This window comes from Intrasporangium sp. (genome assembly GCF_035280925.1).
Classification (GTDB): Bacteria; Actinomycetota; Actinomycetes; order Actinomycetales; family Dermatophilaceae; genus Intrasporangium.
Genome location: NZ_DATEEY010000106.1, coordinates 1 through 18,529 on the forward strand (window position 1 = coordinate 1; position 18,529 = coordinate 18,529).

The following is an 18,529-nucleotide window of genomic DNA, read 5'->3' on the forward strand; positions in this document are numbered from 1 at the left end:
CACGTCGGTATCCTGACCCGTATGGAGCGCCACCTGCAGACGACGACGCCGGATCCCTCCGGCGCACTGTTGGACTGAGCTGCTGCATCCGCTCGTCACCATCCGCCCCGGAGTCGGCTCCGGGGCGTTGTCGTCTCCGCGGTCGACTCACCGACCTGAAGGGAACGACATGAACGACAACCTCGACCACAGGGACCTGGGCCGCGAGCTCGGCGTCTTCGCCACCGACCCGCTCGCAGGCTCTGGACTGCCGCTCTGGCTGCCTGACGGCGCGCTCATCCGCGCCGAGCTGCAGCGCCTCGCCAAGGACCTCGCCCACCGCGATGGATGCGTCGACGTCTACTCACCTGTGCTCGGCAAACGCGGCCTCTTCGAGCGGTCCGGGCACCTGGCCAAGTTCAGCGACGACATGTTCCCGTCGATGCGGCTCGGCGACGAGGAGGCGGACGACGAGCTGGTGCTCAGGCCGGCGAACTGCCCACACCACGCGCTCATCTACGCGGCCGCCAGCCGCTCCTACCGCGAGCTGCCCATGCGCTTCAACGAGCTGGGAGCGATGTTCCGCGCGGAGCGGTCCGGTGTCGTCTCGGGACTGAGCCGCGTTCGGCAGATCCACCTCGATGACACCCACGTCTTCTGCCGGCCGGACCAGGCGGGTGAGGAGGCCGCACGGGGGCTGCGGGCCGCCATCGAGGCGCAGCGGATCCTCGGGTTGCCGGTCGACTACGTGCGCCTGTCGGTGCGCGACGACTCCGACGCCTGGCTCGGAAGTCGCGAGCAGTGGAGCGAGGCCGAGGCCGCACTGCGGGACGCTGGTCGGGCGCTCCTCTATGACGCGGGGCTGCAGCTCGTCGAGGTGCCCGGCGAGGCCGCGTTCTACGGGCCGAAGTTCGACCTGCAGGTCCGTGACGGCCGCGGTCACGAGGAGACCATCGCCACCGTGCAGCTGGACTTCAACCTGCCGGAACGGTTCGACCTGACCTACCACGCTGCTGACGGCGCACGGCACCGCCCCGTCATGATCCACCGCGGCACCGTCGGTTCCATGGAGCGCGTCGTGGCGGCGTTGCTCGAGCGCTACCGGGGACGGCTGCCGCTCTGGCTCGCGCCCGTCCAGGTCGCCGTGCTCCCGGTGTCGGAGGCCCAGGACTCGGCTGCGCGAGCGTTGGTCGAAGCCCTGCGCAGCAGGGGGATCCGTGCCGAGCTGCGGTGCGACGACTCGCTTGGCGCGCGGGTCGCGGAGGCCCGTCGCCGACGGGATCACCTCATCGCCGTCATCGGGGAGCGTGAGGCGGCGGCCGGTGCGGTCCAGATGACCGACGTGGCCGGGGAGCGTCGAGTGACCGTGCCCGTCGAGTCGCTGGTCGAGCGGGTCGTCGAGGCCCGGGACGGCCGGTTGCCCTTCGTCCGCTGGTCCTGAGGACCGCGCCGCACAGGGCAGCACGGAGGGCGCCCCAGTCGAGTGGGGCGCCCTCCGTCCGTTTTCAGTGTTGTCGGGGCGGGCTCAGTTGGCGGAGTCCACAGACGCCGGCGAGTTGACCGACGCAGCCGAGTCATCGGAGTCCTGCTCAACGACCCCGGGCGACACCGGGCTCGCAGCCGAGTCGTCCGAGCCCGTCGACACACCGGTGTAGCCCGGGTCGTCGGGGCTGTCGCTCGCGCTCTCAGCGGAGTCGGTCGCGGACGCATTCGGGGAGTCGGCGCTCTCGGGGCTGTCATCGACATCGCCAGCTGCATCGCCGGCAGTGGCGTCGATGGTGTCGGTGGGCTCGGTCTGCAGCATCACCGCAGCCGCGTCGCGATCGGGGGCGTCGTTGACACCCAGCGAGGCTGCCGTGACGGCACCGCCCACGCCAAGGACGGCTGCGGCTCCGACGACGATCCACTTCTTCGAGACGTTCATGATGTTCCCCTTCTCATATCCGGTGCACCGGGTGGAGCACCATGCACTCAATGTCTCGAGCGCCGATGAAGCAGAAAGGAGACGACGATGAGGAGGTTCTCATCGACTTTGGGCCGGCAGCGAGCTCACCGCGCCGTGAGCCGGTACCCCATGCCACGCAGCGTCTCGATGCGCTCCGCGCCGAGCTTCCGACGCAGGTAGCGCACGTAGACGTCGACGACGTTGGAGCCGGGGTCGAAGTCATACCCCCAGACGTGGCTGAGCAGCTGCTCCCTCGACAGCACCTGCTCCGGGTTGCGCAGGAACACCTCCAGGAGGGCGAACTCCCGCGCCGACAGGTCCATGACCTTCTCGCCGACGCGCACCCGGCGAGTGCGCAGGTCGAGGCTCACCGGACCGTGCGTCAGCACCGTCGCCTCCTGGGACCCCACGTCTCTGAGCCGCAGACGGACGCGAGCGAGCAGCTCCTCGAAGCGGAAGGGCTTGGCCATGTAGTCGTCGGCACCGCCCTCGAGCCCGGCCACCGTGTCGGTGACCGAGTCCCGGGCGGTCAGGATGATGACGGGCAACGAGCTGGCCGAGCCGCGAAGCCGCTCGAGGACGGCGAAGCCGTCGAGCATCGGGAGGCCGATGTCGAGGATGAGCAGGTCGAACTCGCCGCTCATCGCGTGGTCGAGCGCACTGACGCCGTCGGTGACGACCGTCGGTGTGAAGCCGTTGGAGCGCAGCCCCTTGCGGATGAAGTCGGAGATCCGCGGCTCGTCCTCCGCGATGAGAATCCGATTCATGTCGTCGCCTTCGTCGAGGGCCTGGGATGGGGGGACCCGGGTGCCTCGGCGTCACGCCCTTCGACGTCCTCTGGCCCGTCGAGGCCCTCCTCGTCGCTGCGTGGTCCGTGCCTGAGGGGCAGCACGATGGTGAATGTCGAGCCCGTGCCGACCGTGGAGTCCAGCTCCACCGTGCCATCGTGCGCCTCGGCGATGGCGCGAACGATGGCCAGGCCCAGTCCGGAACCCTCCGCTCGTCTGGCCCCCGAGCCACGGTTGAAGCGTTCGAAGATGCCCTCCGCCTCGTCGCGCGCGATGCCCGGCCCGGTGTCGCGGACCCACAGGCGGGCCTCGTCGTCTCCGACGGCGCTGCCGAAGCCGATGGTCGCGCCGGGCCGGGAGAACTTCACCGCATTGTCAGCGAGCTGGAGCAGGGCCTGGGTCAGTCGCTGCGAGTCGGCGAGCACGACAGCGTCAGCTCGGGCGTCCACGCGCCAGTCCCGATCGCCGAGTGCCCGGGCCTTGTCGAGGACCTCGTCCGTGAGCCGGTCGAGCTGCACCGGTTCGGCGCGGACGAAGTCGGCTCGGCCGGCCTTGGCGAGGAGGATGAAGTCGTCGACCAGCCGACCCATCCGGTCCAGCTCGTCGAGCAGCAGCGCCCGGGTCTCCTCGATGTCGGCCGGGTCGTTCTCGTCGAGCAGCTCGAGGTGGCCCCGCAGCACCGTGATCGGGGTCCTCAGCTCATGTCCGGCGTCGTCGAGGAACTCGCGCTGCGTCGTGAAGGCCACCTCGAGCCGGTCGAGCATCGCATTGAACGTGCGAGCCAGATCGGACACGTCGTCACTACCCGTCACCTCGACACGCTGGGTCAGGTCGGAGCGGTTGATCTGCTCGGTCGTGTCGCGAAGCGACCGCAGCGGGCGCAACAACCGGCCCGCGACCACCCAGCCCACGCCGCCGACGAGGACGAGGGCGCCGAGAGCGACCAGGGCGTAGGTGCGCATCAGATCTTCCTGGGCAGCCAGTTCCCCCTCGACAGAGTGAGCGACGACGTACACGCCGGTTGCGGTGTCACCCTCGATCCCGACAGGGACCATCGACAACCTGACCAAGCCCAGGTCGGTCATGACCTCGTCGTTGACGACCGACCGGGAGCCGGCGGGCACCCGGGCGGCGGCCGCCGCGATCTCCGGCGCCGTGGCGAGCTCGGTCAGTCCACCTGCCGTGTACGCGTCCAACGAGCCGTCCTGGAAGGCGAGGAAGACCTCGTTCGGGCTGGGCACGTTTCGCTGGAGTGCCACCCGGACCAGCTGCTCCACGCTCGAGAACGGACGGCCCGTCGCGGGGTCCACGCCTTGCTCCGCAAGCGCGCGTAGCTCCTCGACCTCCTGGGCAAGGGCGCCGTCGATCTGGTCGCTGATGCGAGCGGTCTGGATCGCGTTGGCCACCGCCCCCGCGGTCGCGAGCCCGAGTGCGCTCATGAGCACGACGGAGGTCACGACCCGCGCGCGAACCGAGAGACTCGGCCGTGGACGGTCCCGCGGGCGCCTCCGGCCCGGCAGCCGCGGCCACCTCATGCGGCTCCTCCGCGGCTGGCTCGGTCCACCCAGTGCTCCACGACGTCGAGCCGGCGCCGGGTCGAGTCCTGCCAGTCGCTCTCCTGGACCCGGTGTGGGCCGGTGGCGAGCGAGAGCACCACGCCAGCAACCCGGGCCGCGAGGTCGGCGGGGTCCACGGCTTCGGCCCCCTGCTTCCCGAGGGCCGCGTGGGACGCCGTGGACCCCCGGCCGCCGCGGAACGAGAGCTCGTCGAACCATGCGGCCGCCAGGGCCGTGAGGCGGTCGCGATGCTCCGGTCGCATCGTGCCCAGGACGGCGACATGACCCACGAGGCAGGCGAGGTCATCCGCGCGGTGCCCGGGCCCGGCGGTGTCGACGTCGAGCAGCCCGGTGATGCGGCCCTCAGTGAGGAGCAGCTGCGCCTCGTAGAAGTCGCCATGCACCGGCTCGTCGGGGCTGCCCGTGGCGGTGGTGAGCCGCGAGATCTCGCCGGCGAGCCCAGCCGCCCGATCCGCCTCCGCCGGCAGCGCCGCGCCGAGGAGTGCTGCGTAGTGCCCGGCGCCCTCCGTCCAACTGGTACGCCGGGGCAGGTCGAGGACGGCCTCGGGCAAGCGGTTGAGCACCTCCACGACGCCAATGGGCGTCGGTAGAGCCGCACTCGGGTCCCACAACGCCTTGCGCATCGACGTCCCGTGGAGGGGCTGGAGCAGGAGCAGGCCGTCGTCGGTCCAGCCGAGACTGCGCGGCGTCGGCATCTCAGCCTCGGCGAGGAGGCGGTGCCGCTCATGCAGGTCGCGTACACGGCTCGGCCGGAGGACCTTGACGAAGAGTCGCGCCGTGGGCGCGACGACTTCGATGACGGCCCGGCGGCGGGGCCGGTAGGCCCGCACGGTCACCCGCAGCGAGCGACCGTCCGCGTCGACGTCGCCGAGCCCGTAGGACCGCAGCACCGACGCGAGGGCCCGTTTGTCGGTCGCCGCCGCGAGCGCCGGCAGGCCAGGGTCCTGCGGAAACCGCCAGACACTCACCTCCCGCTCCCCGTCCGACAGCGACAGGACCCCGGGTGCTCCGGGATCGACCTTGGAGGTCGTCGCGCCGAGCGTCTCACGCCGCTCCTCGTCCGCCCATCGGACCACTGCCCGGTACGAAGCGGTCGTCGACCCACCGGGCCGGTGGTCGACGTCACGGACGCGCCAGGACACGAGCTCTCCGCCCGCGGTACCGAGCGCGGCCGCGAGCAGTCCGGGAGCCGCTTCGCCCGTGAGCATTGCGAGATCGCGGTCGGTGGTCATGGATCCATGATCGGCGCTCGCGGTGAGATGTGGGTGAGCACTTGATGAGAGTGCTCTCATCTTCGTGGCGTGCCCGGGCCGCTCGACAAGCAGTGGCCGTATGCCGCTGGGCTGGCTTCTCGTCGACTGTGCAGAAAGTGCCGCCACCGAATCTGAGGGGTGGCGGGCCAGTTTCTGAGGATCAGGCCCTGATGTGCTCCGCGTGCGCTCGAAAGAGAGTTGGTGTGTCCACATCCGTGACTCTCAATGAGGGGAACACAGCCATGAACAGCACCACCACCACCCGCACCCGCAGATCGCTGGCCACTCTGGCAGCAGGCGGCCTGCTCACTCTCGCAACTGCACTGCCGGCAACGGCAGTCGTCCTCGAGGACCCGATCGGCACCCCGCCGGCCCTGCAGGTCGTCGTCCCCGACACTGGGATCGAGCTCAACCAGCTCGCTCTCGGCGCCTTGGCCGGGATCGCCCTGGCCGGTGCCGGAGCAGCCGCGATACGCGCTCGGCGAAACCACCACCCGCAGCCCGCGTAACTCGCGGGAGGGCAGGGGGCGCCCGGCACCGCGACACCGCGGTGCCGGGCCTTCCTCAGCCGCCGTCCCACTCGCCGGGCATGACCCGGCGGGCGAGGTCGGCGACCTCGATCCGGCTGGAGGTGCCCGTCTTGCGCAGGAGGTTGGAGACGTGGACGCTCACGGTCTTCTCGCTGATGAACAGGGCCCGGGCGATCTCGGCGTAGGTCCGGCCCGCGACGAGGTGTCTGAGGACCTCGTCCTCCCGCCGGGTCAGGCCGGCCAGCACCCGCGGCGTCTGGCCATCGGGACCACTCGCGGCGGGTTCGGTCAGCGAGATGTGGCTCTGCATCGCCAATGACTCGACGTCCGCCAGGATCGGGACCGCTCCCAGGTCCCCCGCGATCCGCGCGGCTTGGCGTAGAGCTGCGGCCGCCTCGACACGGCTGCCATTCGTGACAGGCAGCGACTGCGCGAGCCGATACGAGCAGAGGTCCGAGCCTCCAGCTCCACATTGTCATCCTCACCAGCAGCCGGCCGCGGGCGATCGCCGACCTTGCGCTGGGAGCGAGCCCAGCGGCATACGGCAGGGGTGTGGAGCGTTAGGAGGACGTAAGGCAACGGCGACGACGAACGGAGGACACTGGGATGGTGTTCGGATTCGGGAAGAGGACCACGATGCCCACTCGCGAGGAGGCGCTGCCCGGCCGCGACCACCGACCCTTCTCGGTCAACCCGACGCACGTCGTGCTCGGCACCCCGCTCGAGGGCCCGTGGCCAGACGGGTCGGAGGTGCTGTACGTCGCCATGGGGTGCTTCTGGGGCGTGGAGCGGATCTTCTGGCGGCAGCCCGGAGTCGTCAACACGTCCGTGGGCTACATGGGCGGGTCCACGCCCAACCCGACCTACGAGGAGACGTGCACCGGGCTGACCGGCCACGCCGAGACAGCGCGCGTCGTCTACGACCCCAGCCAGACGTCGCCCGAGCTGCTGCTCAAGGCCTTCTGGGAGAACCACGACCCCACGACGGCGAACCGGCAGGGCAACGACATCGGCACCGTCTACCGGTCGGCGATCTACTGGACGACCCCTGGCCAGCGGGCGGCCGCGGAGACCACGCGGGACGCCTTCCAGAAGGTGCTGCACGAGAACGGCCACGGCGAGATCACCACGGAGATCCGGTCCGCCGAGGACGCGGGGCCGTTCTACCTCGCCGAGGACTACCACCAGGGCTACCTGCACAAGAACCCGGGCGGCTACTGCAACCACGGTCCCACCGGCATGACCTGTCCGGTCGGGATCGTCCGCCAGGACCAGCTGCCCGCACAGCAGGACATCGCCCCGCCGACCTGAGCATCCCTGCTGCGGCGGAAGGCGTACAGCCGGGGACGACTGACGGGACCAAACCCTTGCTGACCGGTTCAGCCAAGCTTGTGATTCACGAACCGTCCCGTCAGTTGTCCCAGGTGGATCAGCTCAGCCCGCTCAGCCGGCCAGCCGCGGGCAGTGCTGGAACGCCGGGAAGCTCGGGTCGGGCTCGATGAGCTCCAGATAGAGCGGGCCGGCGGGTGTCGCGCCGATCACGATGAAGACGCCGGTCCCCTGCACCTTCGCCGCCGGGTGGCCGTAGTCGAACGGCACGAGCAGGCCCGGACCAGCGGGCCCGGTGAACGGCACCGGGTCGCCGACCACTCCGGTCGCGCTGAGCGGTTTCGCGAAGTTGTCCGCGTTGCTTCCCCCCGAGATTCCCGGTGGCGCGAGCTCGTCCTGCCCCGAGCACCACTGGGCCACGATCTCGTGAACCGTGGCGCTGGCCGGCAGTGCCGGCCACGCGAGAGCCGCCGCAGCCGCGAGGATCGCCCCCACCCGGACCACTGTCTTTGACATGCAGATCACTCCCCTCCTGGCGTGTGACCCGAAAATGGGTCGACACGATAGACGTCAGGCGCCGTCGAGACGTTCGGTCCTCGCCGGTCTCACTCGCGGACTCCCTTGCCGGCGTGGACAATTCGGGCGGATCAAATACGGATCAACCGATCATTCCCCCCGATGTCGCCCACGTCGTGCGCCGGGCGCGCATCCCCCTGGAGCGAGCTCAGCGGCATACGAGATGTTCCGTATGCCGCTGGGCTCGCTCCCAGCCCAACCTCCCTTGGGCGTGGGTGAGGACCTACCCGACCGGCACCGTCAGGCGGTCACCCACCTGCTGCACGCGGGTCCCGAGGCCGCGGCACGCTTCGTCGAGCGCCCTTGCCAGCCAGCGGGTTTCCTCAGCAGTTGCACGCTCGAGTCGGAGCCGACGACTGCGGAACGGGACCAGGTGCAGCTCCTCCAGCCGCCCGCTGGTCGCATCGAGGGTCGCGACGTACAGGGCGCGCAGGTCACCGCGGAACTCCTCGTACCCTCCTATCCCCTCGTAATCGTTGACGAGGTCGCCGCAACCGTGCAGTACGAGTCCACCGCCTCGGAGCTCCACGGGCCGGACGTGGTGCGACGAGTGCCCGACCACCACGTGGACCCCTCCGTCGATGAGGCGCTGGGCGAAGGTGCGCTGACTCCGGGGGACGTCATAGCCCCAGTTCGAGCCCCAATGGATCGACACCACCCGGAGATCACCGGGGCTGCTCGAGGCGAGAAGGTGCTCGGTGACCCGGTCGGCTGCAACGCGGTCCAGGTCCTCGACGACGGCGACTCCCGGCCGCGAGCGCCGAGCCCGCCAGTGGCGCGGCACTCCGCTCGACGAGTGGCCGACGAAGAGGACGACGACTCGGCGGCGACCGTCGTCGACCGGAACGACGGCGGGCGACCAGGCGTCACTCTCGTCGCGGCCGGCCCCGGCTGCCTGCAGTCCGGCGGCTCCGAGCGAGTCGAGGGTGTCAAGGAGGCCCTGCCGCCCGTGGTCGAGGACGTGGTTGTTCGCCAGTCCCCACGCGTGCACCCCTGCCACGTCGAGCACGGCGAGGTTCGCCGGCGACATGCGGTAGAGCACGGCCTTGCCACGCTCCCGGTCCTCGGACCGCGTCACGCTCGTCTCGAGGTTCATGAGCCGCACGGCGGATGGTGTCTCGTCCATCACCGCCAGCACGTCACCCCAGGGGTACTCCGGGCCGACGGGACGCGGGACCGGACCGCTCACTCGCTCAGCCAGCGCGACGTAGTCGCGGGCGTCCTTGGCGAAGCGCTCGGTCAGCGTCGGATCACCCGGGTGGGCGAGGATCTGGTCGATACCTCGACCGGTCATGACGTCTCCGGCGAGCACCAGGCGGACGTTGTCGCCCATCCAACAAGGCTAGGCCCGGGCGTGACAGGATCGGCGCATGGCCAAGGAGTTCAGAGTCAGCCGTTCGACCACCATCGCGGCTCCGCCGGAGCGGATCCTGCCGCTGATCACGACGCTTCGCGAGTGGCGGAAGTGGTCGCCGTGGGAGGGCCTCGACCCCAACCTGGAGCGGAAGTACGCCGGCCCGGACTCCGGCGCCGGAGCGACCTACGCGTGGCGGGGCAACAGCAAGGCGGGTCAAGGCCGGATGGAGATCGTCGAGGTGGGCGCGGATCGCGTCGGCATCGACCTGGTCTTCGCTGCCCCCATGAAGGCGCAGAACCGCGTGGACTTCGAGCTGACGTCGGCGGATGCGGGAACCCGGGTCGACTGGGTCATGACCGGCCCTCAGAACCTCGTCATGCGGCTCATGGGCAAGTTCTACTCGATGGACAAGATGATCGGGCCCGACTTGGAGAAGGGCCTCAGGCAGCTCAAGCAGGCCGCCGAGTCGGCATGACCGCTGCCCCGGACGAGGCCGACCTGATCATCCGACCGGCCACGGAGGACGACATCGGAGCCATCGTCAACCTCCTCGCGGACGACCCGTTGGGCAGCAAACGTGAGACGACGGATGATCTCGCGCCCTACAACGCCGCGTACGCGCGCGTCGCGGCCGACCCCGGCCAGCACCTCGTCGTCGCCGAGCGCGCCGGCCGCATCGTCGGCACGCTGCAGCTCACCGTCATCCCGGGCCTGTCGCGGCGCGGCGCGACGAGGTCGATCATCGAGGGCGTCCGCGTCGCCTCGACCGAGCGCGGGTCCGGCCTCGGCACCATCCTCCTCGAGTGGGCTGTCGAGCAGTCGCGCCGGCTGGGTGTCGACCTGGTGCAGCTGACGTCCGACGCCACGCGGACCGACGCCCACCGGTTCTATGAGCGGCTGGGCTTCGTCCAGTCCCACGTCGGCTTCAAGCTCGGCCTCTGAGCCGCCTGGCTGGCGCCGGGGTCAGAAGATCCCGACCCGCTCCTCCGCCGGGAGCCACATCCCGTCCGCAGGCTCGACGCCGAAGGCCTCGTGGAACTCGGACACGTTGCGGACCGCGTTGGCGCGCAGGTCGAGGGGCGAGTGCGGGTCCACGGCGAGCAGCCGGATCGCCTCGGCCTCGCGGGCCTTGCCCCTCCAGACCTGGGCCCACCCGAGGAAGAACCGCTGGGGACCGGTGAAGCCGTCGATGTCCGGCATCCCCGACTCCTCGGTCGCGATGCGGTAGGCCGCGTAGCCGATCTGCAGCCCACCGAGGTCGCCGATGTTCTCGCCGACGGTGAGAGCGCCGTTGACCTTGTACTTCGGGTCGAGGCCCGCAGGGGTGTAGCCGTTGAACTGCTCGATGAGACGCTGGGCCAACGCGTCGAACCGCTCCCGGTCCGCCTCGGTCCACCAGTCCCGGAGCGCGCCCGTCCCGTCATACCGGGACCCCTGGTCGTCGAAGCCGTGGCCGATCTCGTGGCCGATGACCGCACCGATGCCGCCGTAGTTCGCGGCGTCGTCGGCCTCGGGGTCGAAGAAGGGCGGCTGGAGGATCGCGGCCGGGAAGACGATCTCGTTCATCGACGGCATGTAGTAGGCGTTCACCGTCTGCGGCAGCATGAACCACTCGGTGCGGTCGATCGGTTTGCCCAGCTTGGCGAAGTTGCGGTCGACCTCGAACTTTGTTGCCCGACAGACGTTCCCGACCAGGTCCATGGCATCGATCTCGATGGAGGAGTAGTCGCGCCACACCTCGGGGTAGCCGATCTTGGCGACGAACATGTCGAGCTTGCGCAGCGCCTCCTTGCGTGTCTCCTCCCCCATCCACTCGAGCGAGGCGAAGGACCGCCGGAAGGCCTCGACGAGGTTCGCGACGAGGTGCTGCATCCGGTCCTTGGCCTCCGGTGGGAACCACCGCTCGGCATAGAGCTGGCCGACTGCCTCCCCGACCGCGCTCTCGACCACGGCGACCCCGCGCTTCCACCGCTCCTTGATCTCCGGCTGCCCCGACAGTGTCCGGCCATGGAAGTCGAAGTCCTCGTCGACGAGGGCCTCGGGGAGCAGGCCGGCGAAGGTGCTGACGACGTGGAAGGTGAGCCACGCCTGCCAGTCCTCGAGCGGCATCTCGCCCAGCACCCGCCCGAGCCCGGTGACAAAGCTCGGCTGCCGCACGACGACCTTATCGATCGCCCCCTCTGGCGCCTGCATGGCGGAAAGCCAAGTGTGCCAAGGGAACTCCGGAGCCAACGCCTCGGCCTCGGCCAAGGTGAAGGCGTTGTACGTCTTGACGGCGTCGCGGTTGGCGACCTGGTCCCAGTGATGCAGGGCAAGGCGCGTCTCGAGGGCCATGACGCGCGCCGCCTTGTCCGCCGCCTCGGGGATGCCCGCCAGACCGAGCAGCCGCTCGAGGTGCGTGACGTAGGCGACGCGAATGTCGGCATACGTGTCCTCGCGGTAGTACGACTCATCCGGAAGGCCCAGGCCGGCTTGCTCCAGGTAGACCGCGTAGTCCTCGGGAGAGCGTTGGTCGGGGCTGACGTAGAGGGCGAGCACGCCCGTCACGCCGACGCGGTACAGGCGCCCGAGCGTCGCGACGAGCGCATCGACGGAGTCGACCGCCGCGACCTCGCCGAGCAGCGCCTGGAGCGGCATCAGCCCGAGCTCCTCGACCCGCTCGGTGTCCATGAAGCTCGCGAAGAGGTCCCCGACCTGCCGCTTCGGCGAGCCGGCGGTGGCGTCATGGTCGGCAGCGGCCTGCTCGATGAGCTCGTGCACCCGGGCGGTCGACTGCTCGCGGAGCAGGTCGAAGGTCCCGAAGCGCGCCCGGTCCGCCGGGATCTCGGTCGTGTCGAGCCACCTGCCGTTGACGAACCGGAAGAGGTCGTCCTGCGGGCGCACCGTGCGGTCGAGGTGGGTGAGGTCGAGACCGGACGGCTGGGTCACGGGTGCTCCTTCGTCGCGTCGTGGCTGGGTCTGCGCATGCCCACCGTATGCCGCTGAGCTGGCTCCGCACGAAGGGCCACTCCCAGCCCGCCGGCCCACGAACACGCGCGTCGCGCCGACGGGGCGAATGGCTCAGCGGTCGTCGCGGCCCCGGCCTCCCGCGATGATGCCGATGAGACCGACGATCAGCAGGAGTCCGCCGAAGGAGCCGAACATCATCGGCCCCATGGCGCGCATGTTGAAGTCGGCGCCCGCGAGGTTCGTGACCAGGACGAAGCCGGCGACGATGATGCTGAGCAGGCCCAGCATGATCGTCATCGGCAGCGGCCCCCGGCGGACGGTGACCAGCCCCGAGTTCGGTGGTGGCGCCCAGTGCGGGGTTGCTGCCGCCGGCTGCGCAGGCGGGAGCGGCATCATCTCGACGTGTGGCGCCGGCGACGGCTCGTCGTCCGGGTGCACGGCGTCGTCCGGGACCGGCGTCGCGGGCTCCACCTTGAAGGGCGGCTGGCCCGGAGTGGCGGGGTCGTGCTGGTTCATGGCCGTTCCTGTGGTCTCGATCTGCTGCGTGAGGGGCTGTGCGATGTGCTGAGTGTCCGCCGAGTCGACGCGGTGCGGAGCGATGTCGCCGTCCGTCGGCGCGTCCACCTGCTCGATGTGGAGCGTAGGCTCTTCGCGCCTCTCGTCGCGGTCATTCGCGTTCACTGGCTGGCTCCCGTCTGGATCGTGATCTGTCCCAGGCCCACCTCGGCGTCGACGACGATCTCGTCCGGGGCCGACTCCGGGCCGTAGGTGAACGTCTCGTCGAGGATCGTGCCGCTCCGGCTGGTCCGGGCGCCGCCCTCGTTGCTGTCGTGGGCGACGATCTCGCCCGCCCGACCGGTCGCGTTGACGGTGAGCCGCACCCCTTCGGGTACGACGAGGTTGAGCTCGCCCATGCCGACGACTGCCTTCACGGTCTCTACGCCCTCACCCTGGTAGTCGGCACCGGTGAGGTCGAGCCGCATCTCGCCCATGCCCAGCTGGAAGGCCTCGGTGCCGGTCAACGCGGCTGGCTCGTACGTGCGCTCACCGACCGAGAAGGGCTGGGTCAGGCCGTGTGGCATGACGCTCGTGAACACCGCGGCGGCCATCGCGGCGATCGCGAAGGGCGCGAGCCAGCCGGATCGGCGGCCGGCGATCCCGGCGATGACGATGCCCAGGCCGAGGACCCCGAGGCCGGCGGCGATCGAGACGGCCAGGTGGCTGCCCTGCCAGGCGAGGCGTTCGGCGGCGTTGAGGACCCCCACCGACGTGAGGATGGCTGCTCCGAGGACGAGCAGGCCGGCGGCGAAGCCGATGCCCCGGGTCCGCTCCCGCGGAGGGGTCGGGACCGCAACGGTCAAGGGCGTGGTCGCACTCCCGCTGGGGGGCGGCCAGCTGGCTGCGCCGGCATTCGCGGCTGCGTTGCCCGTGGACCTGCCCGTTGCTGCGGTTGAACCGCTGCCGCTGCTCGAGGCGGCGGTGGAGGACTCACCTGCGGTGGCCGTCGGAGTGCTGCCCCCGTGCGAGCTGCACGACCACGGTGCGGACTGGATCAGGTCCCTGCCGGTGTCGGTGCGGGTCAGGAACCACCAGGTGCCGACCGCGAGGGCGGCGAAGCCGAAGAAGCGGAACCCTCCGCCCTGGTCGTTGCCGAACCAGGGTCCGCCGCTGAAGAGGACCACGACGGTGACGATGAGCAGGAAGATCGAGTGGCCCTCGCCGTACTTGAGCGCCTGCTCGAGCGAGATCCGGCCACGCTCGTCCGGCATGAGGAGCCAGAGGACGAAGTAGACGGCCAACCCCATTCCGAAGAGGAGGCCGAGGAGGATGAACGCGGCTCGGACGACCAGCGGGTCGATGCCGAGTCGGCGGGCCAGCCCGGACGCGACCCCGGCGAACCACCGGCCGTCGGAGGCCCTGGCGATGCCTGGGCGGCGCAGGGCGTCGTAGAGGCCGTCGAGGCCAGGTCCCTTCGAGGTGGGGTCAGTCTGCTGGTTCATGACCCAAGGTTCTCCCGTGACAGCGCTGCCAGCCATGCGGGTCGACCCTGAAGTGACCCTGAAGTGCGCCTGAAGAACCCTAGGATGGTCGCCCTCACGCACTCGGGTGGGTCAGGATGGAAGTGTGACGACGAGAACCGACCCCAGCGAGGCGATGCCGCATCCCCCGATCTTGCGGATGCCGGCTCCCCGTCCGCCGCTCGTGCGGCCGACGAGTGGGCGCCTCATCGGCGGGGTGGCGGCGGGGCTCTCCGTCCATCTCGGCGTCTCTGTGAAGGTGATCCGGATCATCTTCGTCGCGACGTCGATTCCGTTCGGCGCCGGCCTCGCGGTCTACGCGTTCCTCTGGGCGACCATGAGGGAGGGCACCCTCGCCCCGGCCCCATCACCGGGCGACCCGGCGCAGGTGGGAGCCACAGCCGGCGGAGCGGCCGAGCAGTCGACGGCCACGTCGTCCACCGAGGGCACCGGCCCTCCGACGCTCAAGTCCCTCAAGCGGTGGCTCCGCAGCGGCAATGAGGCGGTCGTCGTGACCCTCTTGGGCGTCCTGGCCCTGGCCATCGCGGGCGCCCTCTGGATGGGCAGTGCCGGCATCGGCATCGAGCCCCAGGTGCTGCTTCCCATCGTCGCGATCGTCATCGGGACCATCTTCTTCTGGTCACAGCTCGACGACGCGGACCCCATCGGCGCACGCAGGCCCGTCAAGTGGATCTGGCTCGTCGTCGGCCTGACCTTGACCACCCTCGGCCTCGTCGGTCTGCTCATCGGCCAGACCGACGTGGGACAGATCTGGCAGGTGGTCGGCGCCGTCCTCGCCGCCCTCGTCGGCGTTGCCGTCCTCGCCGCCCCGTGGATCCTGCGACTCTGGACCAATCTCCGGGACGAGCAGGCGGCCCGCATCCGCGCCACCGAGCGTGCCGACATCGCGGCCCACCTGCACGACTCGGTGCTGCAGACCCTGGCCCTGATCCAGCGGCGTGCCTCCGACCCCGCGACCGTGGCCCGGCTCGCCCGGGCCCAGGAGCGTCAGCTGCGGTCGTACCTGTACGACGAGGACGCACGTGCCGGGACGCTCGGGGCCGCGCTGACCTCCGCCCTCGAGGAGATCGAGGATCTCCATGGCGTGCCGGTCGAGCTCGTCATCACCGGCGACCGGCCCATGGACGAGCACCTCGACGCCCTGGTCAAGGCGGTCCGCGAGGCGGCCTGGAACGCGGTGCGCCACGCCGAGCCGCCGATCGCCGCCTACGTGGAGGTCGGGCCGGCCGCGGTCGAAGCCTTCGTGCGCGACCATGGCAAGGGCTTCGACCTCACCGACGTGCCCGACGACCGGGCGGGTGTGCGGGAGTCGATCATTGGGCGCATGGAGCGCCACGGCGGTTCGGCAGCGATTCGGCGCCGAACCGACGGCACGGAGATCGAGCTCCGGTTGCCCGTCACGGAGCCATCCCCGACCCCGCCCACGAACGGCAGCTCCACCGGGACGAGCCCCAGCCCCGCGGGCTCCGAGCCCGGCCGGAGCAGCGACGCCGGTCTTTCACCCGAACCGCAGGAAGAGACGTCATGACCCCGCCTCGCACCATCCGAGTCGTCCTCGTCGACGACCACCACATGTTCCGCACCGGAGTGCGAGCCGAGCTGACGGGCACGCCCAGCCCAGCGGCATACGGCCTGGAGATCGTCGGCGAAGCCGGCGCCGTCGAGTCGGCGACCACCGTGATCAAGGAGACCAGGCCGGACGTCGTCCTCCTCGACGTCCACATCCCCGGCGGCGACGGTCGCGGCGGCGCCGACGTCATCCGGGCGTGTGCAGGCGTGCAGACGGAGGCGGGGCAGCCGGTGCGGTTCCTCGCCCTGTCGGTGTCCGACGCGGCCGAGGACGTCATCGCCGTCATCCGGGCGGGCGCTCGGGGCTACGTGACGAAGACGATCAATGCCAACGAGCTGCTCACGGCGATCGGGCGAGTGGCCGATGGTGACGCCGTCTTCAGCCCGCGCCTGGCCGGGTTCGTGCTCGATGCCTTCGGCGCCGCGGCGGGCGAGGTCGCCGAGATCGACGAGGAGCTGGACCGGCTCTCGGCCCGGGAGCGCGAGGTCATGCGGCTCATCGCCCGGGGGTACCAGTACAAGGAGGTCGCCAAGGAGCTGTTCATCTCGGTGAAAACCGTGGAGACGCACGTGAGCTCCGTCCTCCGCAAGCTGCAGCTCAGCTCCCGGCACGAGCTCACCGCCTGGGCGCTGGGCCGTCGCCTCCTCTGATCTCGACCGCCCGCACGCCATCCTCGATCGAATGAACAGCTTCCGGGGCAACGCCCGATCGAGTGAACAGCTTTCGGGCAATACCCCGATCGGCGAACAGCTTTCGGGCTCGAAAGCTGTTCACTCGATCGGTCTGGGCATCAGCGCTCCCGTGCGAGGACGCGGCGGAGAGCCTCCACGATGATCTCCGGCGCCTCGGTGTGGACCCAGTGCCCCGCGCCCTTGATGGTGACCTGCCGCGCCAGCGGGAAGTAGCGTCGCATGGTGTCGCCGTCCTCGGGCTGGACGTAGGGCGAGTCACCGCCCGAAATCCACAGAACCGGTCCCTCGTAGGGCGGCAGATCGTCGACGGACTTCGGCCACCCCGCGATGCGCGAATCGTGGCCGAGCGCAGCATCCGTGGCGAAGAGCTCGAGGTTGGCCTGCCAGCGCCACTGCGTCCGGCCGTGGGACCGGTCCGAGCGCAGGTTCTGGAGCAGGAAGGCCTTGACCCCGGGGTTCGGCTCCTCGAACCGCGCCTCCGCGTCGGCACGGCTCTCGATCTCCTCGAGAGGAAGGGCACGCATCTCGTCGATGTAGCCCTGGAATCGCTCGAGCGATCCGTAGTCCTTCGGGGCGATGTCGACGACGACGAGGTGGTCGACGATGTCGGGGTGCAGGAGGGCGAGGACCATGGCCGTCTTGCCGCCGAGCGAGTGGCCGACGAGGGTCCACGTCTCTCCGGGCGCGGCTGCCCGCAGGGTCGCGGCGACCGCGTCGGCGTAGGCCGCGAAGGAGAACTCGGCGGTCCAGGGCGAGCGGCCGTGGTCGGGCAGGTCGATCAGCAGGCACTGGGCCGCGGAGCCGTCCTGACCGGCTAGGGCCTTGGCGATCTGGTTCCAGTTGCGTCCCTGCCCGAAGAGCCCGTGCAGGAAAGCGATGCGTGGACCGACCGTGCCGACGGTCAGCGTGTGCAGGCGCTTCGTCATGGAGCGGAGCCTAGGCGAAGGCCCGGCGTCCGGGTCCGTGACACCGGAGCGGTCGAGAGGGTAAGGAGAGACCATGATCAGCCAACCTGTTGCACTCGTCGTCGGGGGCTCGCGTGGTCTCGGGCTCATCATCGCCAAGGAGCTCGCCCGACGTGGCCGCCGCGTCGTCATCGCCGCGCGCACCGAGCGGGACCTCGACGACGCGGTCGCTCAGCTGGGCGGATCCACCGTCGCCGAGAGCCGGGTCTGCGACGTGCGCGACCGGGAGTCGGTCCGACTGCTGGTCGAGGACGCGGAGACCTCGGTCGGGCCGATCGAGACCGTCATCACCGTGGCCGGCATCATCCGCGTCGGCCCGCTGGAGTCGATGACCTTCGAGCATTTCGAGGATGCGGTCAACACGATGATGTGGGGCCCGATCAACGTGGCCCTCACCGTCCTGCCACACCTGCGCGAGCGCGGCCACGGGCACATCGGCACGGTCACCTCGATCGGCGGCATGGTCTCGCCTCCGCATCTACTGCCCTACGCGACGGCAAAGTTCGGCGCCGTCGGGTTCTCCGACGGGCTGGCCGCCGAACTGCAGGGCACGGGCATCACGGCGACGACGATCGTTCCGGGCCTGATGAGGACGGGCTCCCACCTGCGGGCCGAGTTCTCCGGGGAGAAGGAGTTCGCGTGGTTCGGCCCCGCCGCGTCGGTGCCCGGCCTCGCGGTCGACGCCGAGCGGGCCGGGCGGCGGATGGTCGATGCGGTCCTGGCCGGGAAACCGATGATCCTGCTCACCCCTCTCACCCACATCGGCGTCCGGGTGCACGGACTCATGCCTGCCACGACGACAAGGGTCATGGGCCTGGCCAGCCGCCTGCTCCCGGGGCCATCAGAAGACGGCACGACCGGCACGATCGAGGGCCATGAGGCGGAACGCCGCCTGGACTCCAAGGTCGTCAACACGCTGACGTCGTGGGGCCGCAAGGCCGCTAACCGCTTCAACGAAAAGACCTGAGCGAGCGCGTTTC

Annotated in this window: 19 protein-coding genes; 8 read left to right on the forward strand and 11 right to left on the reverse strand. The window is 70.3% G+C overall.

Going from position 1 to position 18,529, the window contains the following annotated elements; translation table 11 throughout:
• Positions 1-169 precede the first annotated feature (169 nt).
• Positions 170-1,420 (forward strand): threonine--tRNA ligase, encoded by a 1,251-nt coding sequence (thrS, locus tag VJN29_RS10310; protein WP_324143540.1) that lies wholly within the window; start codon positions 170-172, stop codon positions 1,418-1,420.
• A gap of 84 nt (positions 1,421-1,504) precedes the next feature.
• On the opposite strand, the gene VJN29_RS10315 is transcribed toward thrS, so the two are convergent.
• From VJN29_RS10315 to VJN29_RS10330, 4 genes are all read right to left on the reverse strand, one after another.
• Positions 1,505-1,903 carry a hypothetical protein gene (locus VJN29_RS10315; RefSeq protein WP_324143541.1) on the reverse strand — a complete coding sequence of 133 codons (399 nt, stop codon included), beginning with the start codon at positions 1,901-1,903 and terminating at the stop codon, positions 1,505-1,507.
• Between the two features lie 125 nt (positions 1,904-2,028).
• Positions 2,029-2,691: a response regulator transcription factor gene (locus VJN29_RS10320; RefSeq protein WP_324143542.1), complete on the reverse strand. Its 663-nt coding sequence runs from the start codon at positions 2,689-2,691 to the stop codon at positions 2,029-2,031.
• Positions 2,688-4,151 (reverse strand): HAMP domain-containing sensor histidine kinase, encoded by a 1,464-nt coding sequence (locus tag VJN29_RS10325; RefSeq protein ID WP_324143543.1) that lies wholly within the window; start codon positions 4,149-4,151, stop codon positions 2,688-2,690. The genes VJN29_RS10320 and VJN29_RS10325 overlap by 4 nt, the downstream gene beginning before the upstream one ends.
• A gap of 92 nt (positions 4,152-4,243) precedes the next feature.
• Positions 4,244-5,521: a phosphotransferase gene (locus VJN29_RS10330; protein WP_324143544.1), complete on the reverse strand. Its 1,278-nt coding sequence runs from the start codon at positions 5,519-5,521 to the stop codon at positions 4,244-4,246.
• A gap of 263 nt (positions 5,522-5,784) precedes the next feature.
• Here VJN29_RS10330 and VJN29_RS10335 point away from each other — a divergent pair, with 263 nt between their 5' ends.
• Complete coding sequence (locus VJN29_RS10335) at positions 5,785-6,051, forward strand: hypothetical protein (protein WP_324143545.1); 267 nt, start codon at positions 5,785-5,787, stop codon at positions 6,049-6,051.
• Between the two features lie 55 nt (positions 6,052-6,106).
• Here the strand turns inward: VJN29_RS10335 and VJN29_RS10340 are convergent, their stop codons facing one another.
• Complete coding sequence (locus tag VJN29_RS10340) at positions 6,107-6,382, reverse strand: response regulator transcription factor (protein ID WP_324143546.1); 276 nt, start codon at positions 6,380-6,382, stop codon at positions 6,107-6,109.
• A 326-nt stretch (positions 6,383-6,708) separates the two neighbouring features.
• On the opposite strand from VJN29_RS10340, the gene msrA reads away from it, so the two are divergent.
• Positions 6,709-7,383 carry a peptide-methionine (S)-S-oxide reductase MsrA gene (msrA, locus tag VJN29_RS10345; protein ID WP_324143547.1) on the forward strand — a complete coding sequence of 225 codons (675 nt, stop codon included), beginning with the start codon at positions 6,709-6,711 and terminating at the stop codon, positions 7,381-7,383.
• Positions 7,384-7,515: 132 nt separating this feature from the next.
• Here msrA and VJN29_RS10350 read toward each other — a convergent pair whose 3' ends face one another.
• Entirely contained in the window at positions 7,516-7,917 is a 402-nt protein-coding gene (locus VJN29_RS10350; RefSeq protein WP_324143548.1) for a hypothetical protein, read from the reverse strand.
• 283 nt (positions 7,918-8,200) lie between these two features.
• Positions 8,201-9,310, reverse strand: a complete 1,110-nt coding sequence (locus tag VJN29_RS10355) for a CapA family protein (protein WP_324143549.1) — start codon at positions 9,308-9,310, stop codon at positions 8,201-8,203.
• 37 nt (positions 9,311-9,347) lie between these two features.
• On the opposite strand from VJN29_RS10355, the gene VJN29_RS10360 reads away from it, so the two are divergent.
• Positions 9,348-9,809 (forward strand): SRPBCC family protein, encoded by a 462-nt coding sequence (locus tag VJN29_RS10360; RefSeq protein WP_324143550.1) that lies wholly within the window; start codon positions 9,348-9,350, stop codon positions 9,807-9,809.
• On the forward strand, positions 9,806-10,276 hold the full coding sequence (locus VJN29_RS10365; protein ID WP_324143551.1) for a GNAT family N-acetyltransferase: 471 nt from the start codon (positions 9,806-9,808) through the stop codon (positions 10,274-10,276). The genes VJN29_RS10360 and VJN29_RS10365 overlap by 4 nt, the downstream gene beginning before the upstream one ends.
• Before the next feature lie 21 nt (positions 10,277-10,297).
• Here VJN29_RS10365 and VJN29_RS10370 read toward each other — a convergent pair whose 3' ends face one another.
• The 3 genes from VJN29_RS10370 to VJN29_RS10380 all read right to left on the reverse strand — a co-directional run bounded on the left by VJN29_RS10370 (position 10,298) and on the right by VJN29_RS10380 (position 14,283).
• The gene (locus tag VJN29_RS10370; protein ID WP_324143552.1) at positions 10,298-12,262 is read right to left on the reverse strand and encodes a M13 family metallopeptidase; all 1,965 of its coding nucleotides are present in this window, start codon (positions 12,260-12,262) and stop codon (positions 10,298-10,300) included.
• 132 nt (positions 12,263-12,394) lie between these two features.
• Positions 12,395-12,964 (reverse strand): hypothetical protein, encoded by a 570-nt coding sequence (locus VJN29_RS10375; protein WP_324143553.1) that lies wholly within the window; start codon positions 12,962-12,964, stop codon positions 12,395-12,397.
• On the reverse strand, positions 12,961-14,283 hold the full coding sequence (locus VJN29_RS10380) for a PspC domain-containing protein (RefSeq protein WP_324143554.1): 1,323 nt from the start codon (positions 14,281-14,283) through the stop codon (positions 12,961-12,963). Before VJN29_RS10380 ends, VJN29_RS10375 begins: the two co-directional genes overlap by 4 nt.
• A 124-nt stretch (positions 14,284-14,407) precedes the next feature.
• Here VJN29_RS10380 and VJN29_RS10385 point away from each other — a divergent pair, with 124 nt between their 5' ends.
• Complete coding sequence (locus tag VJN29_RS10385; RefSeq protein ID WP_324143555.1) at positions 14,408-15,850, forward strand: PspC domain-containing protein; 1,443 nt, start codon at positions 14,408-14,410, stop codon at positions 15,848-15,850.
• On the forward strand, positions 15,847-16,542 hold the full coding sequence (locus tag VJN29_RS10390; protein ID WP_324143556.1) for a response regulator transcription factor: 696 nt from the start codon (positions 15,847-15,849) through the stop codon (positions 16,540-16,542). The genes VJN29_RS10385 and VJN29_RS10390 overlap by 4 nt, the downstream gene beginning before the upstream one ends.
• A 140-nt stretch (positions 16,543-16,682) precedes the next feature.
• Here VJN29_RS10390 and VJN29_RS10395 read toward each other — a convergent pair whose 3' ends face one another.
• Positions 16,683-17,510, reverse strand: a complete 828-nt coding sequence (locus tag VJN29_RS10395) for an alpha/beta fold hydrolase (protein ID WP_324143557.1) — start codon at positions 17,508-17,510, stop codon at positions 16,683-16,685.
• Between the two features lie 73 nt (positions 17,511-17,583).
• Between VJN29_RS10395 and VJN29_RS10400 the strand changes: the two genes are divergently transcribed.
• Positions 17,584-18,516 carry an SDR family oxidoreductase gene (locus VJN29_RS10400; protein WP_324143558.1) on the forward strand — a complete coding sequence of 311 codons (933 nt, stop codon included), beginning with the start codon at positions 17,584-17,586 and terminating at the stop codon, positions 18,514-18,516.
• Positions 18,517-18,529: the final 13 nt, after the last annotated feature.